Source organism: Butyrivibrio sp. AE3003 (assembly GCF_000686065.1).
GTDB lineage: Bacteria > Bacillota > Clostridia > Lachnospirales > Lachnospiraceae > Butyrivibrio > Butyrivibrio hungatei_A.
Window position 1 is genome coordinate 2527173 of sequence record NZ_JMLX01000001.1, and the last position, 21093, is coordinate 2548265.

General features: G+C 43.8%; 17 protein-coding genes, 2 tRNA genes and 3 rRNA genes. 1 reads left to right on the top strand and 21 read right to left on the bottom strand.

What is annotated here, in order from left to right; genetic code table 11:
* Window positions 1-62: 62 nt before the first annotated feature.
* From CD00_RS0112145 to CD00_RS19450, 21 genes are all read right to left on the bottom strand, one after another.
* A 23S ribosomal RNA gene (locus CD00_RS0112145) occupies window positions 63-2928 on the bottom strand.
* Window positions 2929-3153: 225 nt separating this feature from the next.
* Window positions 3154-3227, bottom strand: a tRNA-Ile gene (locus CD00_RS0112150).
* A 7-nt stretch (window positions 3228-3234) separates the two neighbouring features.
* Window positions 3235-3352 (bottom strand): 5S ribosomal RNA (rrf, locus tag CD00_RS0112155).
* Between the two features lie 71 nt (window positions 3353-3423).
* Window positions 3424-4968: ribosomal RNA gene (locus tag CD00_RS0112160) — 16S ribosomal RNA — on the bottom strand.
* Together the 16S, 23S and 5S rRNA genes with 1 tRNA gene alongside form the textbook arrangement of a ribosomal RNA operon.
* Before the next feature lie 726 nt (window positions 4969-5694).
* Window positions 5695-5782, bottom strand: a tRNA-Ser gene (locus tag CD00_RS0112165).
* 99 nt (window positions 5783-5881) lie between these two features.
* The gene (locus CD00_RS0112170) at window positions 5882-6439 is read right to left on the bottom strand and encodes a Fe-S-containing hydro-lyase (RefSeq protein ID WP_026656210.1); all 558 of its coding nucleotides are present in this window, start codon (window positions 6437-6439) and stop codon (window positions 5882-5884) included.
* A 43-nt stretch (window positions 6440-6482) separates the two neighbouring features.
* Complete coding sequence (locus CD00_RS0112175) at window positions 6483-7325, bottom strand: fumarate hydratase (protein ID WP_026656211.1); 843 nt, start codon at window positions 7323-7325, stop codon at window positions 6483-6485.
* Between the two features lie 16 nt (window positions 7326-7341).
* Window positions 7342-7746, bottom strand: coding sequence for an HIT family protein (locus tag CD00_RS0112180; RefSeq protein ID WP_026656212.1), 405 nt, complete (start codon window positions 7744-7746; stop codon window positions 7342-7344).
* Window positions 7746-8414 (bottom strand): rhomboid family intramembrane serine protease, encoded by a 669-nt coding sequence (locus CD00_RS0112185; RefSeq protein ID WP_026656213.1) that lies wholly within the window; start codon window positions 8412-8414, stop codon window positions 7746-7748. The genes CD00_RS0112180 and CD00_RS0112185 overlap by 1 nt, the downstream gene beginning before the upstream one ends.
* A gap of 9 nt (window positions 8415-8423) precedes the next feature.
* Window positions 8424-9434 (bottom strand): SCP2 sterol-binding domain-containing protein, encoded by a 1011-nt coding sequence (locus CD00_RS0112190; protein ID WP_026656214.1) that lies wholly within the window; start codon window positions 9432-9434, stop codon window positions 8424-8426.
* Window positions 9435-9483: 49 nt separating this feature from the next.
* The gene (locus tag CD00_RS0112195; RefSeq protein ID WP_026656216.1) at window positions 9484-10824 is read right to left on the bottom strand and encodes a DUF6382 domain-containing protein; all 1341 of its coding nucleotides are present in this window, start codon (window positions 10822-10824) and stop codon (window positions 9484-9486) included.
* 3 nt (window positions 10825-10827) lie between these two features.
* Window positions 10828-11286, bottom strand: a complete 459-nt coding sequence (locus CD00_RS0112200; RefSeq protein WP_026656217.1) for a hypothetical protein — start codon at window positions 11284-11286, stop codon at window positions 10828-10830.
* Entirely contained in the window at window positions 11273-11704 is a 432-nt protein-coding gene (locus CD00_RS0112205; protein WP_026656218.1) for a prepilin peptidase, read from the bottom strand. The genes CD00_RS0112200 and CD00_RS0112205 overlap by 14 nt, the downstream gene beginning before the upstream one ends.
* 9 nt (window positions 11705-11713) lie before the next feature.
* Window positions 11714-12616 carry a TadE/TadG family type IV pilus assembly protein gene (locus tag CD00_RS19445; RefSeq protein WP_051594185.1) on the bottom strand — a complete coding sequence of 301 codons (903 nt, stop codon included), beginning with the start codon at window positions 12614-12616 and terminating at the stop codon, window positions 11714-11716.
* Window positions 12606-13931 carry a DUF5702 domain-containing protein gene (locus tag CD00_RS0112215; protein WP_185750452.1) on the bottom strand — a complete coding sequence of 442 codons (1326 nt, stop codon included), beginning with the start codon at window positions 13929-13931 and terminating at the stop codon, window positions 12606-12608. The genes CD00_RS19445 and CD00_RS0112215 overlap by 11 nt, the downstream gene beginning before the upstream one ends.
* A gap of 95 nt (window positions 13932-14026) precedes the next feature.
* Window positions 14027-14245, bottom strand: coding sequence for a Flp1 family type IVb pilin (locus CD00_RS20895; protein WP_034462106.1), 219 nt, complete (start codon window positions 14243-14245; stop codon window positions 14027-14029).
* 33 nt (window positions 14246-14278) lie between these two features.
* Window positions 14279-15685: a type II secretion system F family protein gene (locus CD00_RS0112225; RefSeq protein WP_207640497.1), complete on the bottom strand. Its 1407-nt coding sequence runs from the start codon at window positions 15683-15685 to the stop codon at window positions 14279-14281.
* Between the two features lie 66 nt (window positions 15686-15751).
* Window positions 15752-16450 (bottom strand): type II secretion system F family protein, encoded by a 699-nt coding sequence (locus CD00_RS0112230; protein WP_185750454.1) that lies wholly within the window; start codon window positions 16448-16450, stop codon window positions 15752-15754.
* A gap of 1 nt (window position 16451) precedes the next feature.
* Window positions 16452-17609, bottom strand: a complete 1158-nt coding sequence (locus tag CD00_RS0112235) for a CpaF family protein (RefSeq protein ID WP_081811973.1) — start codon at window positions 17607-17609, stop codon at window positions 16452-16454.
* 79 nt (window positions 17610-17688) lie between these two features.
* Window positions 17689-18708: a hypothetical protein gene (locus CD00_RS0112240; protein ID WP_026656224.1), complete on the bottom strand. Its 1020-nt coding sequence runs from the start codon at window positions 18706-18708 to the stop codon at window positions 17689-17691.
* On the bottom strand, window positions 18705-19112 hold the full coding sequence (locus tag CD00_RS19450) for a prepilin peptidase (RefSeq protein ID WP_051199141.1): 408 nt from the start codon (window positions 19110-19112) through the stop codon (window positions 18705-18707). The genes CD00_RS0112240 and CD00_RS19450 overlap by 4 nt, the downstream gene beginning before the upstream one ends.
* 385 nt (window positions 19113-19497) lie before the next feature.
* On the opposite strand from CD00_RS19450, the gene CD00_RS0112250 reads away from it, so the two are divergent.
* Entirely contained in the window at window positions 19498-21051 is a 1554-nt protein-coding gene (locus CD00_RS0112250; RefSeq protein WP_026656225.1) for a sodium/proline symporter, read from the top strand.
* Window positions 21052-21093: the final 42 nt, after the last annotated feature.

Sequence of the window (21093 nt, forward strand, 5' to 3'; positions counted from 1 at the left end):
TTTTGTACCTTCAAAACCGAACACTGAATTATCTCTTCCAGATTTATCTATACACCTATCTTTTGGATAAGCCCTCGACCTATTAGTACACATCAGCTGAACATGTTACCATGCTTACACCTTGTGCCTATCTAACCTCGTACTCTACAAGGGGTCTTACTGCTAAAGCAGGGATATCTCATCTTGAGGGGGGCTTCACGCTTAGATGCCTTCAGCGTTTATCCCGTCCGGACGTGGCTACCCAGCCTTATGCATCTGGCGATGCAGCTGATACACCAGCGGTCCGTCCATCCCGGTCCTCTCGTACTAAGGACAGCTCCTCTCAGATATCCTACGCCCGCGCCGGATAGGGACCGAACTGTCTCACGACGTTCTGAACCCAGCTCGCGTACCGCTTTAATGGGCGAACAGCCCAACCCTTGGGACCTGCTACAGCCCCAGGATGCGATGAGCCGACATCGAGGTGCCAAACCACTCCGTCGATGTGAACTCTTGGGAGTGATAAGCCTGTTATCCCCAGGGTAGCTTTTATCCGTTGAGCGATGGCAATCCCACTTTCATACCACCGGATCACTAAGTCCTACTTTCGTATCTGTTCCACCCGTCGGTGTCACAGTCAGGCTCCCTTCTGCCTTTGCACTCTACGAATGGTTTCCGTCCATTCTGAAGGAACCTTTGAGCGCCTCCGATACTCTTTCGGAGGCGACCGCCCCAGTCAAACTCCCCGGCAGACATTGTCCCCGGACCAGGTAATGGTCCTTGGTTAGAAGCCCAGCATCATAAGGGTGGTATCCCAACAGCGACTCATATGCAGCTGACGCCACATACTCATAGTCTCCCACCTATCCTGTACATATAATACCGGACCCCAGTATCAACCTGGAGTAAAGCTCCATGGGGTCTTTCCGTCCTGGCGCGGGTAACCAGCATCTTCACTGGTACTTCAATTTCACCGGGTGCATTGCCGAGACAGTGCTCAAATCATTACGCCTTTCGTGCGGGTCGGAACTTACCCGACAAGGAATTTCGCTACCTTAGGACCGTTATAGTTACGGCCGCCGTTTACTGGGGCTTAAATTCAAAGCTTCGATTGCTCTAACCTCTCCTCTTAACCTTCCAGCACCGGGCAGGCGTCAGCCCATATACCTCACCTTTCGGTTTCGCATAGACCTGTGTTTTTGCTAAACAGTTGCTTGAGCCTCTTCTCTGCGGCCTGATTGCTCAGGCTCCCCTTATCCCGAAGTTACGGGGACATTTTGCCGAGTTCCTTAACAATGCTTCTCCCGTCGGCCTTAGGATTCTCTCCTCATCCACCTGTGTCGGTTTACGGTACGGGTTGTATATACGCTATAGTGGCTTTTCTTGGCAGTCATATCTGATGCTTCACTACTAAAATTCGTTCCCCCTTGCGGGACCGGTTCTTCCTTCCCCGGCTCATCCCTTTTGCCTGCGTCCCCACAGTTCTGATATATACAAGTGCAGGAATATCAACCTGCTGTCCATCGCCTACGCCTCTTCGGCCTCAGCTTAGGTCCCGACTTCCCCAGGGCAGATCAGCTTTACCCTGGAATCCTTGGATATTCGGCCTGAAGGATTCTCACCTTCATCTCGCTACTCATTCCGGCATTCTCTCTTCACAGCGCTCCGCTGCTCCTTTCGGTACAGTTTCTACGCCCCTGTGAATGCTCCCCTACCGATCATATGTACCCGTAGATACATACCATCCCTAGGCTTCGGTGTCGTGTTTCAGCCCCGGTAATTTTCGGCGCAGGACCTCTCGGCTAGTGAGCTATTACGCACTCTTTGAATGTGTGGCTGCTTCTGAGCCAACATCCTAGCTGTCTATGAAATCCCACATCCTTTTCCACTTAACACGTACTTTGGGACCTTAGCCGTAGATCTGGGCTCTTTCCCTTTTGACTACCCAACTTATCTCGTGTAGTCTGACTCCTGTTCATCACCTTATTGGCATTCGGAGTTTGATAATCTTTGGTAAGCGGTGAAGCCCCCGCGGATATTCAGTGCTCTACCTCCAAAAGGTTTGATACAGGGCTAGCCCTAAAGCTATTTCGGGGAGAACCAGCTATCTCCGAGTTCGATTGGAATTTCTCCCCTATCCACAGCTCATCACCACCCTTTTCAACGGATGTGTGTTCGGACCTCCACAGCCTTTTACGGCCGCTTCATCCTGTCCATGGATAGATCACCCGGTTTCGGGTCTATGTATAAAGACTAGTCGCCCTATTCAGACTCGGTCTCCCTTCGGCTATTCACCTTAAGTGCTTAACCTCGCCTCCATACATAACTCGCCGGACCGTTCTACAAAAAGTACGCGATCACACTTCATTTAGATAGTGCTTTCGCAGCTTGCAGGCACAGGGTTTCAGGTTCTCTTTCACTCCCCTCCCGGGGTCCTTTTCACCTTTCCCTCACGGTACTATTCGCTATCGGTCACTAAGGAGTATTTAGCCTTACGGGGTGGTCCCCGCACATTCAGACAAGGTTTCACGTGTCTCGTCCTACTCTGGATACTGTCTCGCTTCAGTCGCTTTCGTATACGAGGCTTTCACTCTCTCTGGCAGGGACTTTCCATTCCCTTTCTACTAGCAACTTCCATCGATTATACAGTCCGAACCCCAGGAAGCAAGCTTCCTGGTTTGGGCTCTTCCGCGTTCGCTCGCCGCTACTTACGGAATCACTTTTGTTTTCTCTTCCTCCGGCTACTTAGATGTTTCAGTTCACCGGGTTCCCTCTTTAAACCTATGGATTCAGTTTAAAGTGACAGAGGTCTTCTCTGCCGGGTTGCCCCATTCAGATATCTGCGGGTCATAGATTATTTGCATCTCACCGCAGCTTTTCGCAGCTTATCACGTCTTTCTTCGGCTCTTAGTGCCAAGGCATCCGCCCTGCGCCCTACATAGCTTAACCATTTTTACTTACCGTCTCCGGTAAGCGGTTAGCTGTATAGAATCAGTCGTATCTTTCGATAACTATTCTCTGATATAAGTGATATAGCGTTATCACTTTATATCTACTAAAATCTTGATTGTTTCTGGATTTTTCGATGTCTTTTAATCGTAGTTTCTGATTAAAATCTTTCATTCAGTATTCGGTTTTCAAGGTACAAATCGGTTTTCAAAGAAGAAAACCCAGTGGGCTTAAGTGGACTCGAACCACCGACCTCACGCTTATCAGGCGTGCGCTCTAACCGGCTGAGCTATAAGCCCTTCTTAAATCCGGCAGCCACCTAGCCTCCCATGCAGTTGCCCACATAGTACTTTCGGCCGCTATGGTCTTAACCGTCGTGTTCGGGATGGGAACGGGTGTTACCCCATAGCGCATCACCACCGGAAATGTTTGTTGCCTTCTTGACAACTAGACAGTAATACAACTCCTTACTTCGATTCCGCTTCTTTTCCTTAGAAAGGAGGTGATCCAGCCGCAGGTTCTCCTACGGCTACCTTGTTACGACTTCACCCCAGTTATCAGACCTGCCTTCGACGGCTCTCTCCTTACGGTTAAGTCACCGGCTTCGGGCATTTCCGACTCCCATGGTGTGACGGGCGGTGTGTACAAGACCCGGGAACGTATTCACCGCAGCATGCTGATCTGCGATTACTAGCGATTCCAGCTTCGTGCAGGCGGGTTGCAGCCTACAGTCCGAACTGGGTCGTTATTTTTGAGATTTGCTCACCCTCGCGGGGTCGCGTCCCTTTGTTACGACATTGTAGCACGTGTGTGGCCCAGATCATAAGGGGCATGATGATTTGACGTCATCCCCACCTTCCTCCAGGTTATCCCTGGCAGTCTCCATAGAGTTCCCATCTTACTGCTGGCTACTATGGACAAGGGTTGCGCTCGTTGCGGGACTTAACCCAACATCTCACGACACGAGCTGACGACAACCATGCACCACCTGTCTCGGATGCTCCGAAGAGCTACAGGCATTACCCTGTATTCATCCGGATCTCAAGATCTGGTAAGGTTCTTCGCGTTGCTTCGAATTAAACCACATGCTCCACCGCTTGTGCGGGTCCCCGTCAATTCCTTTGAGTTTCATTCTTGCGAACGTACTCCCCAGGTGGAATACTTATTGCGTTAGCGACGGCACTGAATGTCTATGACACCCAACACCTAGTATTCATCGTTTACCGCGTGGACTACCAGGGTATCTAATCCTGTTTGCTCCCCACGCCTTCGAGCCTCAACGTCAGTTGCTGTCCAGTAAGCCGCCTTCGCCACCGATGTTCCTCCTAATATCTACGCATTTCACCGCTACACTAGGAATTCCGCTTACCTCTCCAGTACTCTAGCCTAACAGTTTCCAAAGCAAGCCCACGGTTGAGCCGTGGGGTTTCACTTCAGACTTGCTAAGCCGTCTGCGCTCCCTTTACACCCAGTAAATCCGGATAACGCTTGCCCCCTACGTATTACCGCGGCTGCTGGCACGTAGTTAGCCGGGGCTTCTTAGTCAGGTACCGTCATCTCTCTTACGAGTCTTTCTTCCCTGCTGATAGAGCTTTACATACCGAAATACTTCTTCACTCACGCGGCGTCGCTGCATCAGAGTTTCCTCCATTGTGCAATATCCCCCACTGCTGCCTCCCGTAGGAGTTTGGGCCGTGTCTCAGTCCCAATGTGGCCGTCCGCCCTCTCAGGCCGGCTACAGATCGTCGCTTTGGTAGGCCGTTACCCTGCCAACTGGCTAATCTGACGCGGGCCCATCTCATACCACCGGAGTTTTTCACACTGTATCATGCGATACCGTGCGCTTATGCGGTATTAACAGTCGTTTCCAGCTGTTATCCCCCAGTATGAGGCAGGTTGCCCACGCGTTACTCACCCGTCCGCCACTAAGATTTAACAAGAATCTGCCGAAGCTTCATCAGCGTTAAATCTCCGTTCGACTTGCATGTGTTAGGCACGCCGCCAGCGTTCATCCTGAGCCAGGATCGAACTCTCACGTTTAAAAGTTTAATCCGGCTAAGAACTTAAGCTTGGCTTTTCGTTCTGTCCGTTAATTTACATTTTTCTGAATTATTCTCTTGGAATCTTTCAGGGTTGCATTACTGTTTATTTGTCAAGGTTCTTAGTTCTTGCAGCTCAGCGCCGCAACTCATTCATAATAACATAGTTGAAATGCTTTGTCAAGAACTTTTTTAAACTTTTTTCAAAGTTTTTATGAAACCCGCTTAGTTCTGCGGTTTTCAGCCCCTCTCTCAAGCGGGCAAAAGTTATTATAGCAAAGCGTATATACAAATGCAACAACTTTTTTGAGAAATTTTAAAAAAATTTCCGAGCACTAGATATTGTGGTTATACGCTGTTACCAGCACAAAATAGCAGATTGATTATCCTATATAATATCTGCTTTTATACAAAAGTGTCTCTTTTGTATAAAAACTTCGCTCAACTTTTTATTTATTCACAAGAAATATTCCAAGCTAGATGTTTCAAGGCTTTATTCTGTCAAGGCTTTTTTATTTTTTATTTTATTAAAAAAATTGTTGACAAGAATAATCTATCATTTTTATTTTATATGATCTTATATGAAAGAAATTTTTAGATAATCCTTTTTTGCAAAAAAGAGCAAAGAATCACATACATATCAAAACTCATTTACTTGATATAAATTTCCGGACAAACAAAAAACGTTACCAACTGAAATCTTTCAGTCAGTAACGTTTCACTTCAACGGAGAAAGCGGGATTTGAACCCGCGCACCGCGCGAACGGTCTACACCCTTAGCAGGGGCGCCTCTTCAGCCACTTGAGTATTTCTCCATGCCTGAATCCCTCTACCAAATATGGTTTGAATTCTCTTGGCTAACAGCCAAGACGCAAATGTAATTATACAAAGTCGCTTATCCTTTGTCAATTCTTTTATTCGTTTTCTTTATTATAAAGCTTATCCGCTGTTTCATAAAGGTTATTTCCCTTAGAATCAATAACTACGATTGCAGGAAATTTCTCTACTTTAAGCTTTCTGATAGCTTCTGTACCCAGATCGTCATAGGCAACAACTTCCGATTCCACTATCGCCTTTGATAAAAGTGCTCCGGCTCCGCCTATTGCCGCAAAATAAACAGATCCGTTTCTTACGATAGCGTCTGAAACCGCCTTAGATCTTTTACCTTTTCCGATCATTCCGCCAAGTCCCAGATCAAGGAGCTTGGGCGCGTATTTATCCATTCTGCTGGCTGTTGTAGGGCCTGCAGAGCCAATTGGCCTGCCCTCTCTTGCAGGAGAAGGTCCCATATAATAGATAAGATTTCCTTTTATATCTATAGGAAGTTCTTTTCCCTCAGCAAGCGCTTCATCCATTCTCTTATGTGCCGCATCACGGGCTGTATAGATTGTTCCTGTAATATAAACCATATCGCCGGCACTGAGCTCATTTACGACCTCCGCGCTGACAGGAGCCTGTATTTCTTTATTCATGTCAATTCCTTCTCAATTCCTATTATTCTATGATCTAGCAATATCACAAAGTCACGGTAACATGCCTGTTTACGTGGCAACAGATATTAACTGCCACAGGAAGTCCCGCAATATGTGTGGCATATGTGTTTATATTCACCGCAAGAGCCGTCATCTTACCACCAAGTCCGGCAGGGCCGATTCCGGTTTTATTGATTCTCTCAAGCAGTTCTTCTTCCATAGCTTTAATATGCTCTTTGTCAGAATGGCTTCCAACTGGTCTTGTAAGCGCTTCTTTTGCCATCTCTGCACATTTTTCGAATGTACCGCCTATTCCTACACCTACAACCATAGGAGGACATGCATTGGGGCCGGCATCCTTAACGGCACGAACAACCGCTTCCTTGACACCTTCTTCTCCGTCAGCAGGCTTTAACATAAAGACTCTGCTCATGTTCTCACTTCCAAATCCCTTGGGTGCACATGTGATTGTAACTTTATCCCCTGGGACAATGTCATAGTGTACGATTGCCGGTGTATTATCTTTTGTATTTACTCTGATAAGAGGATCTCCGACTACCGACTTTCTAAGGTAGCCTTCCGTATATCCCTGTCTTACGCCTTCATTTATCGCATCTCCAAGATTTCCGCCCGTAAAATGAACCTCCTGACCAATCTTAAAGAAAAGCACCGCCATTCCTGTATCCTGACAGATTGGAATCTGATCGCTAGCCGCAATTTCAAGATTTTCTTCCAGTTGTGAAAATATCTGTTTTCCAAGCTCTGAAACTTCCTCTTTCTGAGCAGACTCAAGAGCTTTTTTCATATCTTCAGAAAGTGCATAGTTCGCATCTATGCACATATTTTTAACCGCTTCGGTAATTTCCGAAACATTGATCTCACGCATTAAATATCCCCTTGTATTAACCGATTATAGTATTCTTTACCTCCACAAGCTCTTCAGCTGAAGGACTTGTGGGCTTCCACAAAATATGCTGTCCGTCGTTCTCATATCTCGGGATTACATGTAAATGGTAGTGCATAACAGTCTGGCCTGCTGCCGCTCCGTTATTCTGAACAAGATTGACTCCGTCGCAGTGAAGCTTCTCTTTTAACATAGAAGCTACAACCTTTCCCGTCTGAACAGCCTTAGCAAGAACATCATCGGGAATCTCAAAAAGATCTGCATAGTGCTTTTTGGGAAGTACCAGCGCATGTCCCTTTGTTGCCGGACCGTTATCAAGAATTACTCTAAAGTCCTCGTTCTCATAAATAGTATTTGACGGAATCTCTCCGTTAGCAATCTTGCAAAAGATGCAGTCACTCATTATGCCAAACCCTCCATTTTTTTGTTGTTCTTAAATATTATTATATTAACAACGCCGAGGACAACTCCCATAAGGAAGCCACCCAAATGTGCCTGAGTATTGGCACCCGGCTGCATAAAGCACGACTGAATAATGTACAATCCGAAAACGATCAGCCTGAATTTCATATTCGCAATATTTCTTTTACATTTACCACCGGAAATAAGCCACAGTGCCAGAAAACCTACATTCCCCATTATAGCACCGCTTGCGCCGACAGATATCCTGTCTATTCCAAAAAACTGTTCATATCCCAGAGAGAAAAAATTCCCGAATAATCCGGCCATCATATACATAAACAAATAAAACAAGTGTCCGGTATAATTCTCGATCACGCCTCCCAAAAGCACAAGCATAAACATATTGCTGGTCAGGTGATTTATATCCGCATGAAGGAACATTGAGGTAAATGTCCTAAACTTCCCCCAGTTCGAATCAATATCGGACAGCATCAAAGCTCCTTTATCATAGATAAGGTATCCGATATCGGTCGTACATAATATGTACATAATAATATTCACCACTACAAGCGCAATCGTAACATACGCAGTCTTATATATTTTTCTCTGCTCTTCCCAGAACTCTTCCTGATTCATCTGGCCCTGAGCTTCAGACATTCCTTCCGACATAACTTTCGGTTATTCCTCCATAAGTCCGAAAAGCTGATCCATACTTCTTAGAAGCTTGAAATCGCCTTTCATTTTGATACTTCCATCCATAAATGCCCTCTGGAATGTAATTCTTCCGTCAAGAATGTCCTCAAAGACTCTCTGCTCTGTAGTGATCACAACATCACATTCTCCGCTTTCTCCCGCAGAACAAGTACATCTGCTGTTCTGAACATTTATTACCACTGGCTTAAGCCTTGCATTATCGGTGAAAAGAACTTTAAACACGGCATTTATACCGGCTATCGGCCTAAATGTACTCTGAAGTTTCTTAGCATACTCCTCGGAATTTCCGGCCGTAGTTTCATCCTGACCCATCTTATCCCTGAATATGCTTGCAAGCTCCTGAAGATCTTCTTTCTGTTTTTTTACAAATCTGTCATCGGATGCATACTCAGAAAGCTGCTCCGATTCCTGAGGTGTAAGATCTATGCTGTTTGCAACGGCAACCTTGTTGATGACCGCGCGATTACTTGCGGGAAAAACAGGCATCTTCTGATTGATCGTCCTGTAAATATTCTCCGCCTTCTTATCTATAATCTTAGAATACTCAGAACTGTTCTCAAGCTTTGTGGTATCTGCAATGTATCCGCAGATTCCTTCGCAAGGAAGTCCTCCGAGCATCTCCCACGCAGCGGAAAGGCTCATCATCCCTTCTCTTTCTCCGTGAGTCGTAGACATCACAACAGGCGCCATGTAGATACTCTTGATCTTCTCCTTGTCACCGTATAACCAACACGCATCAAGGAACTGCATCATATAGCCGCCAACTCCGAACCACTCTACCGTAGACGCCAAGATAACTCCGTCCGCATCCTTAAGAGTATTCGGAAGCGCAGTGATTCCGTTCTTCTGCTCATATAAATTATATTGCTGAACCTTTACATTAAGCTCCTGCAATACTGTTGTAATCTGAGAAATAACATACAAAGTGGGATCGTCAATAATTCCCCTTCCACCGTAATAGATATTTATCTTCATTAGAACCCCTCCAACCGGTTAAGGGTATTATAACATATATTTTTCAGAGTTATCGTAAGTCAAAGCAAATTCGACCTATCTTTATTTCATCACCCTCTTCAATAGGCACTTTCACCTTCGGCCCGAGCCTCAAACCGTTCTTGTATGTACCATTCGTCGATCCGAGATCGGAAACAACAATCTTTTCACCATCTCTGCTGAATCTGCAATGGATTCTTGATATGCTCATATCTTTAATAACTGTATCCACGTAGCCTTCCAGTTTTCCTATCGTGATTGGAAGCTTATCAAGCGGAATCCTGAACGTCTTATCCGCATTTCTGCTGTACAGCGTCATCTCACCCGAATCCTCTTCGGCAAGAAGCGTTGTTTCTTCAGCTGCACACGCACTCACAGATTCTTTTTCCGAAGAAGTTATTTTGATAGGCGCTTTATATGATGCACTGTAATCTCTATATGAAGGAGAATCATAATAATCATCGTCGTCTTCATCATCTTCCCACGAATCTCTTTCTTCATATATTTTGTGTCCTGATTTTTTCAAATCTCCGATACCTGTAAAAAGAGCCACTACCCCCGTCCCCACAGAGGCCAAAATAACTCCGACCGACAAAAGATTCTCCACTTCAGAAAGCACAAAGTTCATCCTTACGTACATGATAACTGCAACAAGCCCTGCAAATAAGAATGCAAAGATAAATTTGCTCCGCGTTCCGAGACCACGACTTTTCTTTTCCACATACTCCTCATCTTCCTCGTCGTCATCTTCATACTCAAACTCATCAGGCTCATCAAAGCTCAGTTCACTTATCTGCGCTTCTTCCTCCTGAACAGGCTCCTCTTTTAGCGCTTCATCTACAAGCTGCGGAAGAAGTATTCCATCTTCTTTAGAAAGCTCACACAGGTTATAAGATATTTCTATAGCCTCTTCATCATCGTGATCTATCAGATCCAGAAGTTTCTCAGTAAACTCGGCAAAAGTCTTCTTCTCTCCCTCAAACGGATAATACATAAATCTGTATTCTCCCGACGATATATTCACATATATGTTTTCCGGTGCAAAAAGAACCCCTTCCTCTCCGAGCAGATACTCGGAAAGCCCTTCAAGCATTTCTTTCAGCTCACGCAAAAAACATTTAAGATCATCCGCACTCATTCCCTTGGAAGAAAACCGGTCTTCCATACTAACCATTGAACTTACTTCATAATATAGAAGCTGCTCAAGATCGATCTTTCTGAGACTGACTGGAAGAAGCTTTTTAATCCTTCCGTTCTCCGCTATCTTAAGCTTGTATCCGCCAAGTTCTTCCTCACTCACTTCATTGCAGGAAGCGATAATATAACTGTGCTTTAAATCTCTGTAATATTTGTATTCCACTTTAGTTTCCATCCTTTAATCAAATACTCTTTGTCCGATATCTTTAAGCCTTGTCATCTTGCGTATATGTTTCACCTGTCCGAGGCACTTCGCCTTTTGCCCCGCTTTAAATTCCCATCCGGATCTTGGTTTCAAAAAATAATTTCCCATTGCTCCGGCTCTTATCCTCGCACTTGCTTCGACCTTTATTTCTTTTCCGGAAGCTCTGCTTTCTACATATATGACAGGCTTCGTACTTCCAAAATATTTCTTTCCAAGAACTCTGTCCCTTTTTGCAAGTACCGTACTTTCCGGATTATTTCCGTATCTGTCGGCATCAATACTCGCCCTAAACGCAAGGACATAACAGTCCTGCGAAAGAATGCACCTTCCGTAAAGATAATATGAAAACAAAATAAGAAGCGTTATAACGCAGACAGCCATTGGAACCACAAGCGTTGCCTCAACCGTCATATATCCTTTATATTTGCGCAATTGTCGCCACCACCATTCCCGCAGTAATAAAAGGAATAAATGGATAACTCTTCTTTCTCTTTTCCCTTAATGCTGCGATTATCACAAGTGAAAACAAACCGCTCACAAAAAACGCGACCGTTATACCAAGCGCGACTCTTTCAATTCCAAACGCAGGTCCCATGCACAAAGTTACCATTCCGTCCCCGAGTCCTATCTGCTTTCCGGTCACATAGTAAAGCACAATGAGTACTACTCCGGGCAAAAGAGCTACCGCCACACTCTCAATGTCATACGAGCCCATTGCAACCTCAAATACAGCACTCCCAACGGAAAGTGCTGCCAATATCCATATCTTCCATGAAGAAATATTCATACTTTTTATGTCTTCGACCGCTATTACAAAAAGAACGATCAATACTACTATCCGAATAATCATAATTTACCTCTATCCGCAGTCACTGCATGGACGCCTTGCACCAACTTCCGAGATTGGAATGGCGTAGATCTTCCTTTTTAGCCCTGCGCAATCAACTCTTCCGTGATACCTGTTTCCGTAATCGGTTATAAACACATCTCCCGCTGTAATTTTCCCGGCACAGTACTCACACGGATAATATTTAGCTCTGTCATTATTTCTGAGTTTATCTATTCCCGACAAACTCGTGCTCTTAACGCTCAGCTTTAAATGCCTGCAACTTATATTCCTGTGATAGACTTCGCCGTGCTCTGTGACATATACCATCTCTTCCTCGCAGGCTCCGTCTCCCCCTGATCCGACAATTTCATACCCCGTCCATGCGTGGGCATAATATCTTCCTTCCACAGGAAACTTAGTAAATCCCGCAATCGGGACCAAGGGCCTAACCTTGTAATTAACAACAATGTCGATAATATCGCCGCTTGTCACATCAGACCTCATATAGCCCAATCCGCCACTCCCACCGGCTACGCAGCTTTTATCAATACCACTCCCAAGATATTCCCGCACCTTAGACGATGCATAAGCCACTGAAACAACTCCTTTGGCGACATCCATGCCACTTTCAATCCCTACTGCATCTTCAGCAAAAGAAATATCAAACGCCTTAAGTGCGATCTCATTTCCCACTTGATGGAGCGCCGCTTCAAGATCTGACTGAACTTTTATAACATTGAACATCACCATGAGATTGGCAAAAAAGAAAATAAAAAGAGGAAGTACAAGTGAAGCTTCTACCGTCATGGACGCAGGTAAAGACACTCCTTTTCTCTTTCTGACCGCCCGGAAAAAAGCTTTTTTTATTTTTATATTTTTGGAATTATCAAATATTAAAGAAGTGCCTTTATCTGCCTCCCGACTACTCTTCATATCCGTACACCCTCTCTATCTTCACCTCATAACCAAAACCTGTCCCAACCGTAAGCTCGCCGCAAAGAGTATCAAGGCAATGATCGATCATAAACTCTCCGTTCCCGGCAGTCCTTCGAACATCCATCTCGATAATGTCCATAAGCCTTTTAGTCTTATCTTTTAAATCCGTCATTCCAAGTTTCATCCTAAGATAATCCTTGTAATAAAGACCTTCTCCGCAATCTTTTCTTCCAAGATTTTCTCTGAAAAGAAGCATCTCTCCAAGCCCCAGTTGCCATGTTGAATCACTCTTGAAAAGAGGAACTCTCCCTCCTTCAAGAAGAATATTCACATCCGATACACTCTCCGCAAAAACCCAAGCAAAAATGATGGACCATTTGACCGGGTCCTTAAACTCAGGCGCCATAAGAACCGCAGTAAGTGCACTTGCAACCGCATCCGCCTTACTTTGTTTGGAAGAACATCCAAGCATATACACCCAATTCGACGCTTGCCTCCAGAAAAATAGTGTCTGCGCCATCTTTTCAAGATTTCTGTAATCGCTGTTTTGTCCAAAAATAAGATACTCAAGCTGATACTTAAGAAGCGATTTTTCCAGTTCTCCGCTGTATCTTCCGCACTTTTCGCAAAGATACTCATCTATAAGAAGTTTCTCCGAAGCTGATATTTCCTCATAATCTCGGAGCCCGGTACCTTTATTCACAGTTCTGTTCGAAGCATAATTCGAAAGATCCGCCGCAGCTCTCGATATGTCTATACCACCGGCCGCAAGAGACAATACACCTATTCCCCTCTGTGAATTAACGGCATCCGCAGGATTTCCCAAGCTGACTGCCTCTTCCTCACCGTCCTCGTTTATTTTTGTCGGAAGCTCCAAACTGTCAATTTCCTCTTGATTTTCACGCGCCATCTCATCTATATCAGTCGTATCAAGTCCCGCATCCTTAAGCTTACCGATATTGTCATCTACATCCGTCAACATCCCCTCTGCAGGTTCAGCCGACATGTACGCAAGAATCTGCCTGTTAAGAACCGCTCCGTCATTATCAGTCGCAAAAGAACTTCCGGTAATCCTCGCATCTTTGCAGAACGCCCGCATCATCGTACTTGTTCCCGTCAGCCTTCCGACTGTGCTCGGTTCAAAATTTTTCTGCGCATATTTTCGTAAATGCTCTTCAGTATTTGTTATTGAATGGCTCCCCGTTCCGTACGAAGTATCAACCATAAGAAGCCCATACTGCCGATACAGCTCTCTGCTATACTCAGCAAGGACAGAATTCATGGCTATATCCGCCACACATTCAGTCTTCATCTTCACAGCCCCAATCCTGGCTCCGCTGTATAGAGCCAGAATAAGAGACATGATCATCGTTATCGTAAGGGATAAAAAAAACTGTCAGATATCCTTTAGTTCGTAATAACACGTGTATCTTCCCTTATTGCCTTAAAAATATCTTCTACAATTCCGGCAATCTGCTGCTTAAACACAATTACAAGTCCGATAAGAACTACGATAATAAGAATCACTTCAACCGTTCCCATTCCCGACTCATCACTCCAGAACTTGCAGATTCCCCCCTTTATCTTATTCTTGATCTTGTTTGCACCTATCATTAAATAATTCATTTTTTCTCCTCCGTTTTTTACTAAATATATTTTTTAAAAAGAAAGATATGCGGGTATCATAATGATCACCATTACAATGACCAGCATCATTATCATCGGAAGCAAAAGTTTTGTTCCCGCTTCTTCTCCAAGCTTCCTTACTCTGTCCATCTTTTCTTCAAACGCCTTTTGCGATTCTTCCTGCAAAATCTTAAGCATCTCACTGTTTCCTTTTCTGAGATTCTGCGAAAGAAGCGTGGCAAGCCTCGTGTACTGCCTGCTCTGGCATCTTATTCCAAAGTTTTCATATACTGCCGCCTCGGAAACTCCGCTCGAAAGTTCTCTTACCGCAACAACAATCTCTTCGTAAACATATTGCTTCTTACCGCTGTTTTTACTTTTTCTGAGATAATCCTGCGCAAGTTTTTCAAAGATATTTCTCATAGTCATGCCTGCGCCAAGATAGAGAACAAGTTGCGATACCAGCTGCGGATAATCATTCAGCATCTGAAAAGCTCTGTTTTCTATACCCTTCTTTAACTCTTTATCCTTAAGAATGTATGAAGCGGCGCCGCCTATCAGTGTTATAACCAATATCAAAAGGCTGTTGTCTTCTGCTTTTTCCTTCCAGATTACGACATCATCGTTGTAGCTTTTCGGAAGCTCGACGATTTCTTTGTTTACGGAACCTTCTTCCGCTTTTTTCAAAAGATCTCTTAGTTCAGAATTGATTTTCTCCTTTGGCGTCATCTCTTTCTTAAAAAGTCTCGCAGGCAGCTGCAGTTCCCAAATTCTGCCGTTGTATTTAAACTCCGCGATAAGATTTACCACAGCTCCCCCTTCGGGAATATTCTCATCTTCAAGCCTTCCGTCATAATGAATCACTTCGTAGTCATCAATGTGCCAGTCGATAATAAACGGATACCCATCAAGTCTTTCTACAAGCTTAAGATCTTCAGTCACATGATCAAAAGATTCATTATCACCAAGAACAGTCTTCTGCAGAACCTCCGAAGCTTCTTCAAACATTTTGTCCGCTTCACTTTCCGTATAAAGCCGCTCTCCGACTAGGATCTTTGCCTCACCTATTTCCCTTCCGTCCTCATCACATGCAATAAGCTCTGCCTCGTACTCTCCGTCGCCGCCGGTATTTCTTTTAAGCTCCTGAGTCTTGTACACCTCAGTTCCCATCCTGGTACTAAGGTACATGAGCGTAGAAAGAAAACTTCCCGCAACCGCCATGATAAGTACGATTGAAATCTTTCGAATATAATATTCAGTTTCAGCCTTTTCAACATTTTTTCTGTTACCGAGAGTTCTCAGATAACTTCTGACTTTTTCACCAAAAGAAAACCTGTCTCTTATCGGTAATCTTTTGAAAACAAAGAGCGCAATTTTCAGGAACTCACGGCTAATTCCGGTTTCCTCCATATCCGAAGGAAGCACCTCTCCTCGCGCCAAGATCCACAAGACAAATATTCCCACCGGGAATATCAAATATAGAAACAACATATAAAACTACCTTTGTTATATTGAGATATTTACAATCTTCTGAGATAAAAGATATGCCGCAAAGTACACGAGCATGCAGATTGTCATAAGGACTACTCCCACAACATTGTGATATAACGGGTCAAAAAATCCGTTACCGGTGATACTTATATAGAAGATGATAAAAAACGGAACAATATTCATTATCCCAGCTTCCAAGCGCTTTGAACTTATCAAAACATCGATTTCTTTTTCGACATCCATCTTTCTTGAAATAACCGATATCGTTCTTTCAATAATATCAGTCATGTTTCCGCCACTCCTTTTCGCCACGGCAAAAACCTCCGCAAACTCCTCTATATCAGCGTTTCCGCTTTCCTTTCCGAGTCTTCCGATAAGTTTCTCAAGCGGTATGTTATTTCCAAGTCCTTTATATATACGCTTTAGTTCCTGACAGATAAGGCTCTTTTTTCCATAAAGAAGTTCCATATCTCTTCCCGCTTCCCTAAATGCGTTCTCAATGGAATATCCCGCCTTAAGGCTTGTGAGTGCAGATGCTATGGCATCTCTGAACTGAATTCCAAGAATCCTTACCCTCTTCATTTTTTCAATTTTCTTTCTATAGAAGAACCACAGTATAACAAGTGGCAAAAGAAATACTACCGCAATCCACGAATCATAAAACAATCTTCCGAAAAGAACCGCGATTCCCGCCCCCTGAACCAGTACCGGCAAATCATTTATCTTCGGTCGGAAGTTTAATACCTGCAGAAAGAAGTTTTTCATTGTTTGAAATGTCACCGACTTTCCTCCATTTACCGGCTATTTTGCCGTCATTATCCATTCCCGTTTCCACAAATCTAAAAAGAGTATTTGTCATAATTCTTCCCGAAACAGGATCGGGTTCTTTCAAAAGCTCGCATATCTCAAGCACTTTCCTCGACCTGTCGCGAAGCCTTCCCAAATGAACTACGATATCAATTCCGGAAGCAATCTGGCCTCTTATCGCAGAAAGCGGAATATCCATTCCCATGAGCACCATCGTCTCAATTCGGGAAAGCATATCTGCCGCGCTGTTGGCATGGCCTGTAGACATCGCCATATGACCTGTATTCATAGCCTGAAGCATATCTACGCACTCGCTTCCTCTGACTTCGCCTACAATGATCCAGTCAGGTCTCATTCGAAGCGAAGACTTGATCAGGTCTCTTATCGTAATCTCCTTGCAGCCTTCCACATTTGCATTTCTTGCTTCAAGTCTTACAAGATTCGGAACTTCCCTGATTTGCAGCTCGGCATTATCCTCAATCGTGATGACTCTTAAGTCCTTTGGAATGTAGTTTGAAAGAGCATTCAGAAAAGTTGTCTTTCCCGAACCGGTACCACCTGAAATAAAAATGTTGTAACCTGCTCTTACAAGCTGCGCAAGATAATCCCTTATGTATGGCGTAAGAGCGCCAAATTCTATAAGCCTTTCCATAGTCATGGGATTTTCGGGAAATCTTCTGATCGTAATAATTGGCCCGTTTAACGCAACCGGACTAAGAACAATATTTACTCTGGATCCGTTGGATAATCTTGCATCCACAATTGGCGAAGACTCATTTACAACTCTGTTGCACGAAGCAACTATCTGCTGAACGATATCCTCAAGTTTTTCTTTGGACTCAAATCCCAGCTCCTGCCTGACAATTCTTCCATTCCTCTCGGTGAAGATATTGTCGACGCCGTTTATCATAATCTCCGTAACTTCAGGATCATCAACAAGTTCCTGCAGAATATCAAGTTTTCTTATCGAATGAAATATTCGGAGCCTGAGATTCTTTCTAAGCTCCATTGAGATTGCACGCCCACGCGTACTTACAGATAATTCCCTGTCGATCAGTTCAAACATTTCCTCATCGGAAATATCCTTTGAAAAATCAAGCGACTGCAAAACTTTAGACTTTACATCTTTTTTCAGCTCATCAAAATCACTCACTTACAAGCTCCTCCCTCGCAAGCATTTCACTCGCATAGGTTGAAAGCCCTCCGTAAGAGCCGTCTTTTGGAAAAAGACATCTCACGGTATTAGCAAGCACATCGTCATATCCGTTCTGCCCAAGTACTTTCGTGTACTGCTCAAGCTTATAATTTTCTTCCCTGCTCTCGCCCACAACAGTAAATACTCTTGTGCACATTCTCAGGATATCAAAGAGGCCATCCGGGAACTCGGAAAGATCAAGAACAATGTACTCATATCCCGCGCTTTCAGAAAGCAGCTCTGTAAGCGACTTTATTCTCTCAAAAGTAATTTCCTTTATCTGAGTCGCCGTCTTTGCAGGCGGAACAAAATCAAATCCTCTTGCATTTCTCTTAATCCTCTCAAGATATACAGAAAACTTTCCTTCTTCACACTCGGAATAATAAAGAAGATCCGTGATATCCTCTTCCGCATCCTGACCCATTATCTCAGTGACCATTGAAAAACTGTCAAAGTTAAGGAGCATTGTTTTACCATGCTTTGAAAGTTCCTCACAAAGTTTTACGGCAAACGCCGTTTGCCCACACCTTGAAAGTGGTGAAAAGAGTCCCAGAAGTTTTACCTTTTCCGAGCCTCTCCCTGCATCAAGATTCCCGATATTACCGGGAATCTTCACACAGAAATCCAAAATGCCATCTATTATCTTTCCCGCAGGAAGATACTTGCTTATATGACATACATTCTTTTCTTCTTCCTGACTTTCGTCCTCGTTCACAGAGGAATTTGCTTCATCAAGCACCAAAATGTTTTTTACAGCTTTGATGCTTCCTCCTTCTAAAAGCGCCGAGTACACACTCTGTGAGAGAACAGAAAGTTCAGGAATCTTCTCTTTTACAAACTCTTTAAAAATCTCTGCATCGGTGAATGAACAGATTTCAAAAGACAAATTCAGATGATCCCTCAAATATTCATCCAGTCTTCTGCAATAATCCTTTTCCGTGTCACAGATCGTAAGTAAAGGTCTGTTCATACAACCACACCTCCTAAGGTAAAAATCGCACTTACGAGAACAGGTACTGCGAAGTGGATAGTCTTTTTCTTATTTCTTTTAAACAAGAGAATCGACAAAGAGATCAGACCGGCTACAAAGAAAGCCATTATGATGCAGGACATTGTGTCCTCAATGGATAGGAAAGACGCTGCTGACATAAAGAGTTTAACATCTCCCGCAGCAATTCCCTTAAGAAGATACACAGGAAGCAATATAGCAAAAGTAATTCCAATCGCTGTCAGACAAGAAATAAGATTATCCTTTCCTGCCAACGCAGATCCCACGATTCCGGCGATCATTCCCGGTATCACCCAGAGATTATAAATCTTATCTCTGTAGAGATCTGTGAATACTGCTCCCGTTAAGAACAATATCAAAATCACGTAAATTAGATTTTCTCCTTTCGTTTTTTTCGAGCTCGCGATTTACAAATTTATCACTTGGGATTTTGTTTGTAAATAGGCAAATTTCTTTTCGGCATTTTGCACAATTAATATTTTTTCCAAACCTTATGAAATAAAATTTTCATTGCATAGTCCGCGTCAGAAGTGCGTTCTACGATTTGCACATATCGCTGCAACGTTATTTAATATATGTTTTCTCGTACTATCTAATTTAAAATCACCCCATATAAAGTCATAAAATTAATACTCTTAAGATTTCCTTAAGGCCCGATTTTGCAAACACTTCTTCCCTTTATCTCGCTAATATAGTATTGTGTAAATACGATTAAATAACTACATAATGAAAAGCTAAAGGGGAAAAGAAATGACAACATCTCAAATCGGAATTATTGTTTCTATTCTCGCCTATCTGGCGATGATGCTCCTTGTTGGTTTCGTAAGTTCAAGAGAGACCAATGATGTCAAAGATTTTTATCTCGGCGGAAGAAAGCTGGGACCGTTTGTAACAGCCATGAGCGCTGAAGCATCGGACATGAGCTCTTACCTGCTTATGGGTGTTCCGGGACTTGCATACTTCTCGGGAATAGCTGATGCAGGTTGGACAGCGTTCGGTCTTATCGTGGGAACCTATCTCAACTGGCTCTTTACTGCCAAGAGGCTTCGCAATTACACTGCAGAAGTCGATGCAATCACGATTCCCGACTATTTCAAAAAACGCTTTGAAGATAACAGCAATATTATTCTGTGCATCGGCGCGCTCTTTATTCTTGTTTTCTTCGTTCCATATACCGCTTCAGGTTTTTCAGCCTGCGGTAAACTCTTCTCATCACTGTTTGGAGTAAATTATCAGCTTGCCATGATCGTTTCTGCCGTTATCATAGTCGGCTACACTACAACAGGCGGATTTCTTGCAGCATCAAAGACTGACTTCATTCAGTCAATCGTAATGACGATCGCATTATTTTTCGTCGTAGGCTACGGTATTGTTTCAGCCGGCGGAGTGAACGCCGTTATGGAGAATATAGCCGCACTTCCGGGCTTTATAGATGTAAATGCAACATATAACAACGCGGCAAATTCAGCCGATCCTTACGGGCTGTTCTCAAAGATAACAATGTTCTGTTGGGGACTTGGTTATTTCGGAATGCCACATATCCTTCTCAGATTCATGGCTATAAGAAACGCTTCGGAATTAAAACTTTCAAGAAGAATCGCCTCTGTATGGGTTGTTTTCTCATTAGCAATTGCAGTATTCCTCGGCGTTGTCGGAAGATCGCTTACACAGAGCGGCGCACTTGCATCTCTGATCGATATCGATAACCTTTCAAGTTCAGCTAAGGCCGAAACCCTTATCGTTGTTCTGGCGCAAAAGATAAGTGAGCACAACTTCTTATTTGCTCTTTTGGCAGGACTTGTAATTGCGGGTATCCTTGCATCTACAATGTCAACCGCAGACTCACAGCTGATTGCCGCTTCATCCTCAGTTTCCGAAAACATCATTCAGGAAACTCTCGGAATCAACTTATCCGAAGCCGCAGCCATGCTTACTGCAAGAGCAACACTTATCGCAGTCGCAGTATTAGGCGTCGTTATCGCCTGGGATCCAAACAGCTCTGTCTTTGGAATCGTATCTTTTGCCTGGGCAGGATTTGGTGCAGTGTTTGGACCCTGCATGATACTCTCACTCTATTGGAAGAGAATGAACAGATTTGGCGCGATGGCCGGAATGATATCAGGCGGCGCAATGGTGTTTGTCTGGAAATACTTGGTACGTCCTTTAGGCGGTGTTTGGAACCTGTATGAACTTGCACCTGCGTTCCTTGTAAGTATAATATTTATTTTCATCGTGAGTCTTTTAACCAAAAAGCCATCCGAAACAATCATAGACTCCTTTGAAAAAGTAGAAATAAAATCATAAAAAATAAGCGGGCAACTTCGTATCACAAGTTGTCCGCTTTTT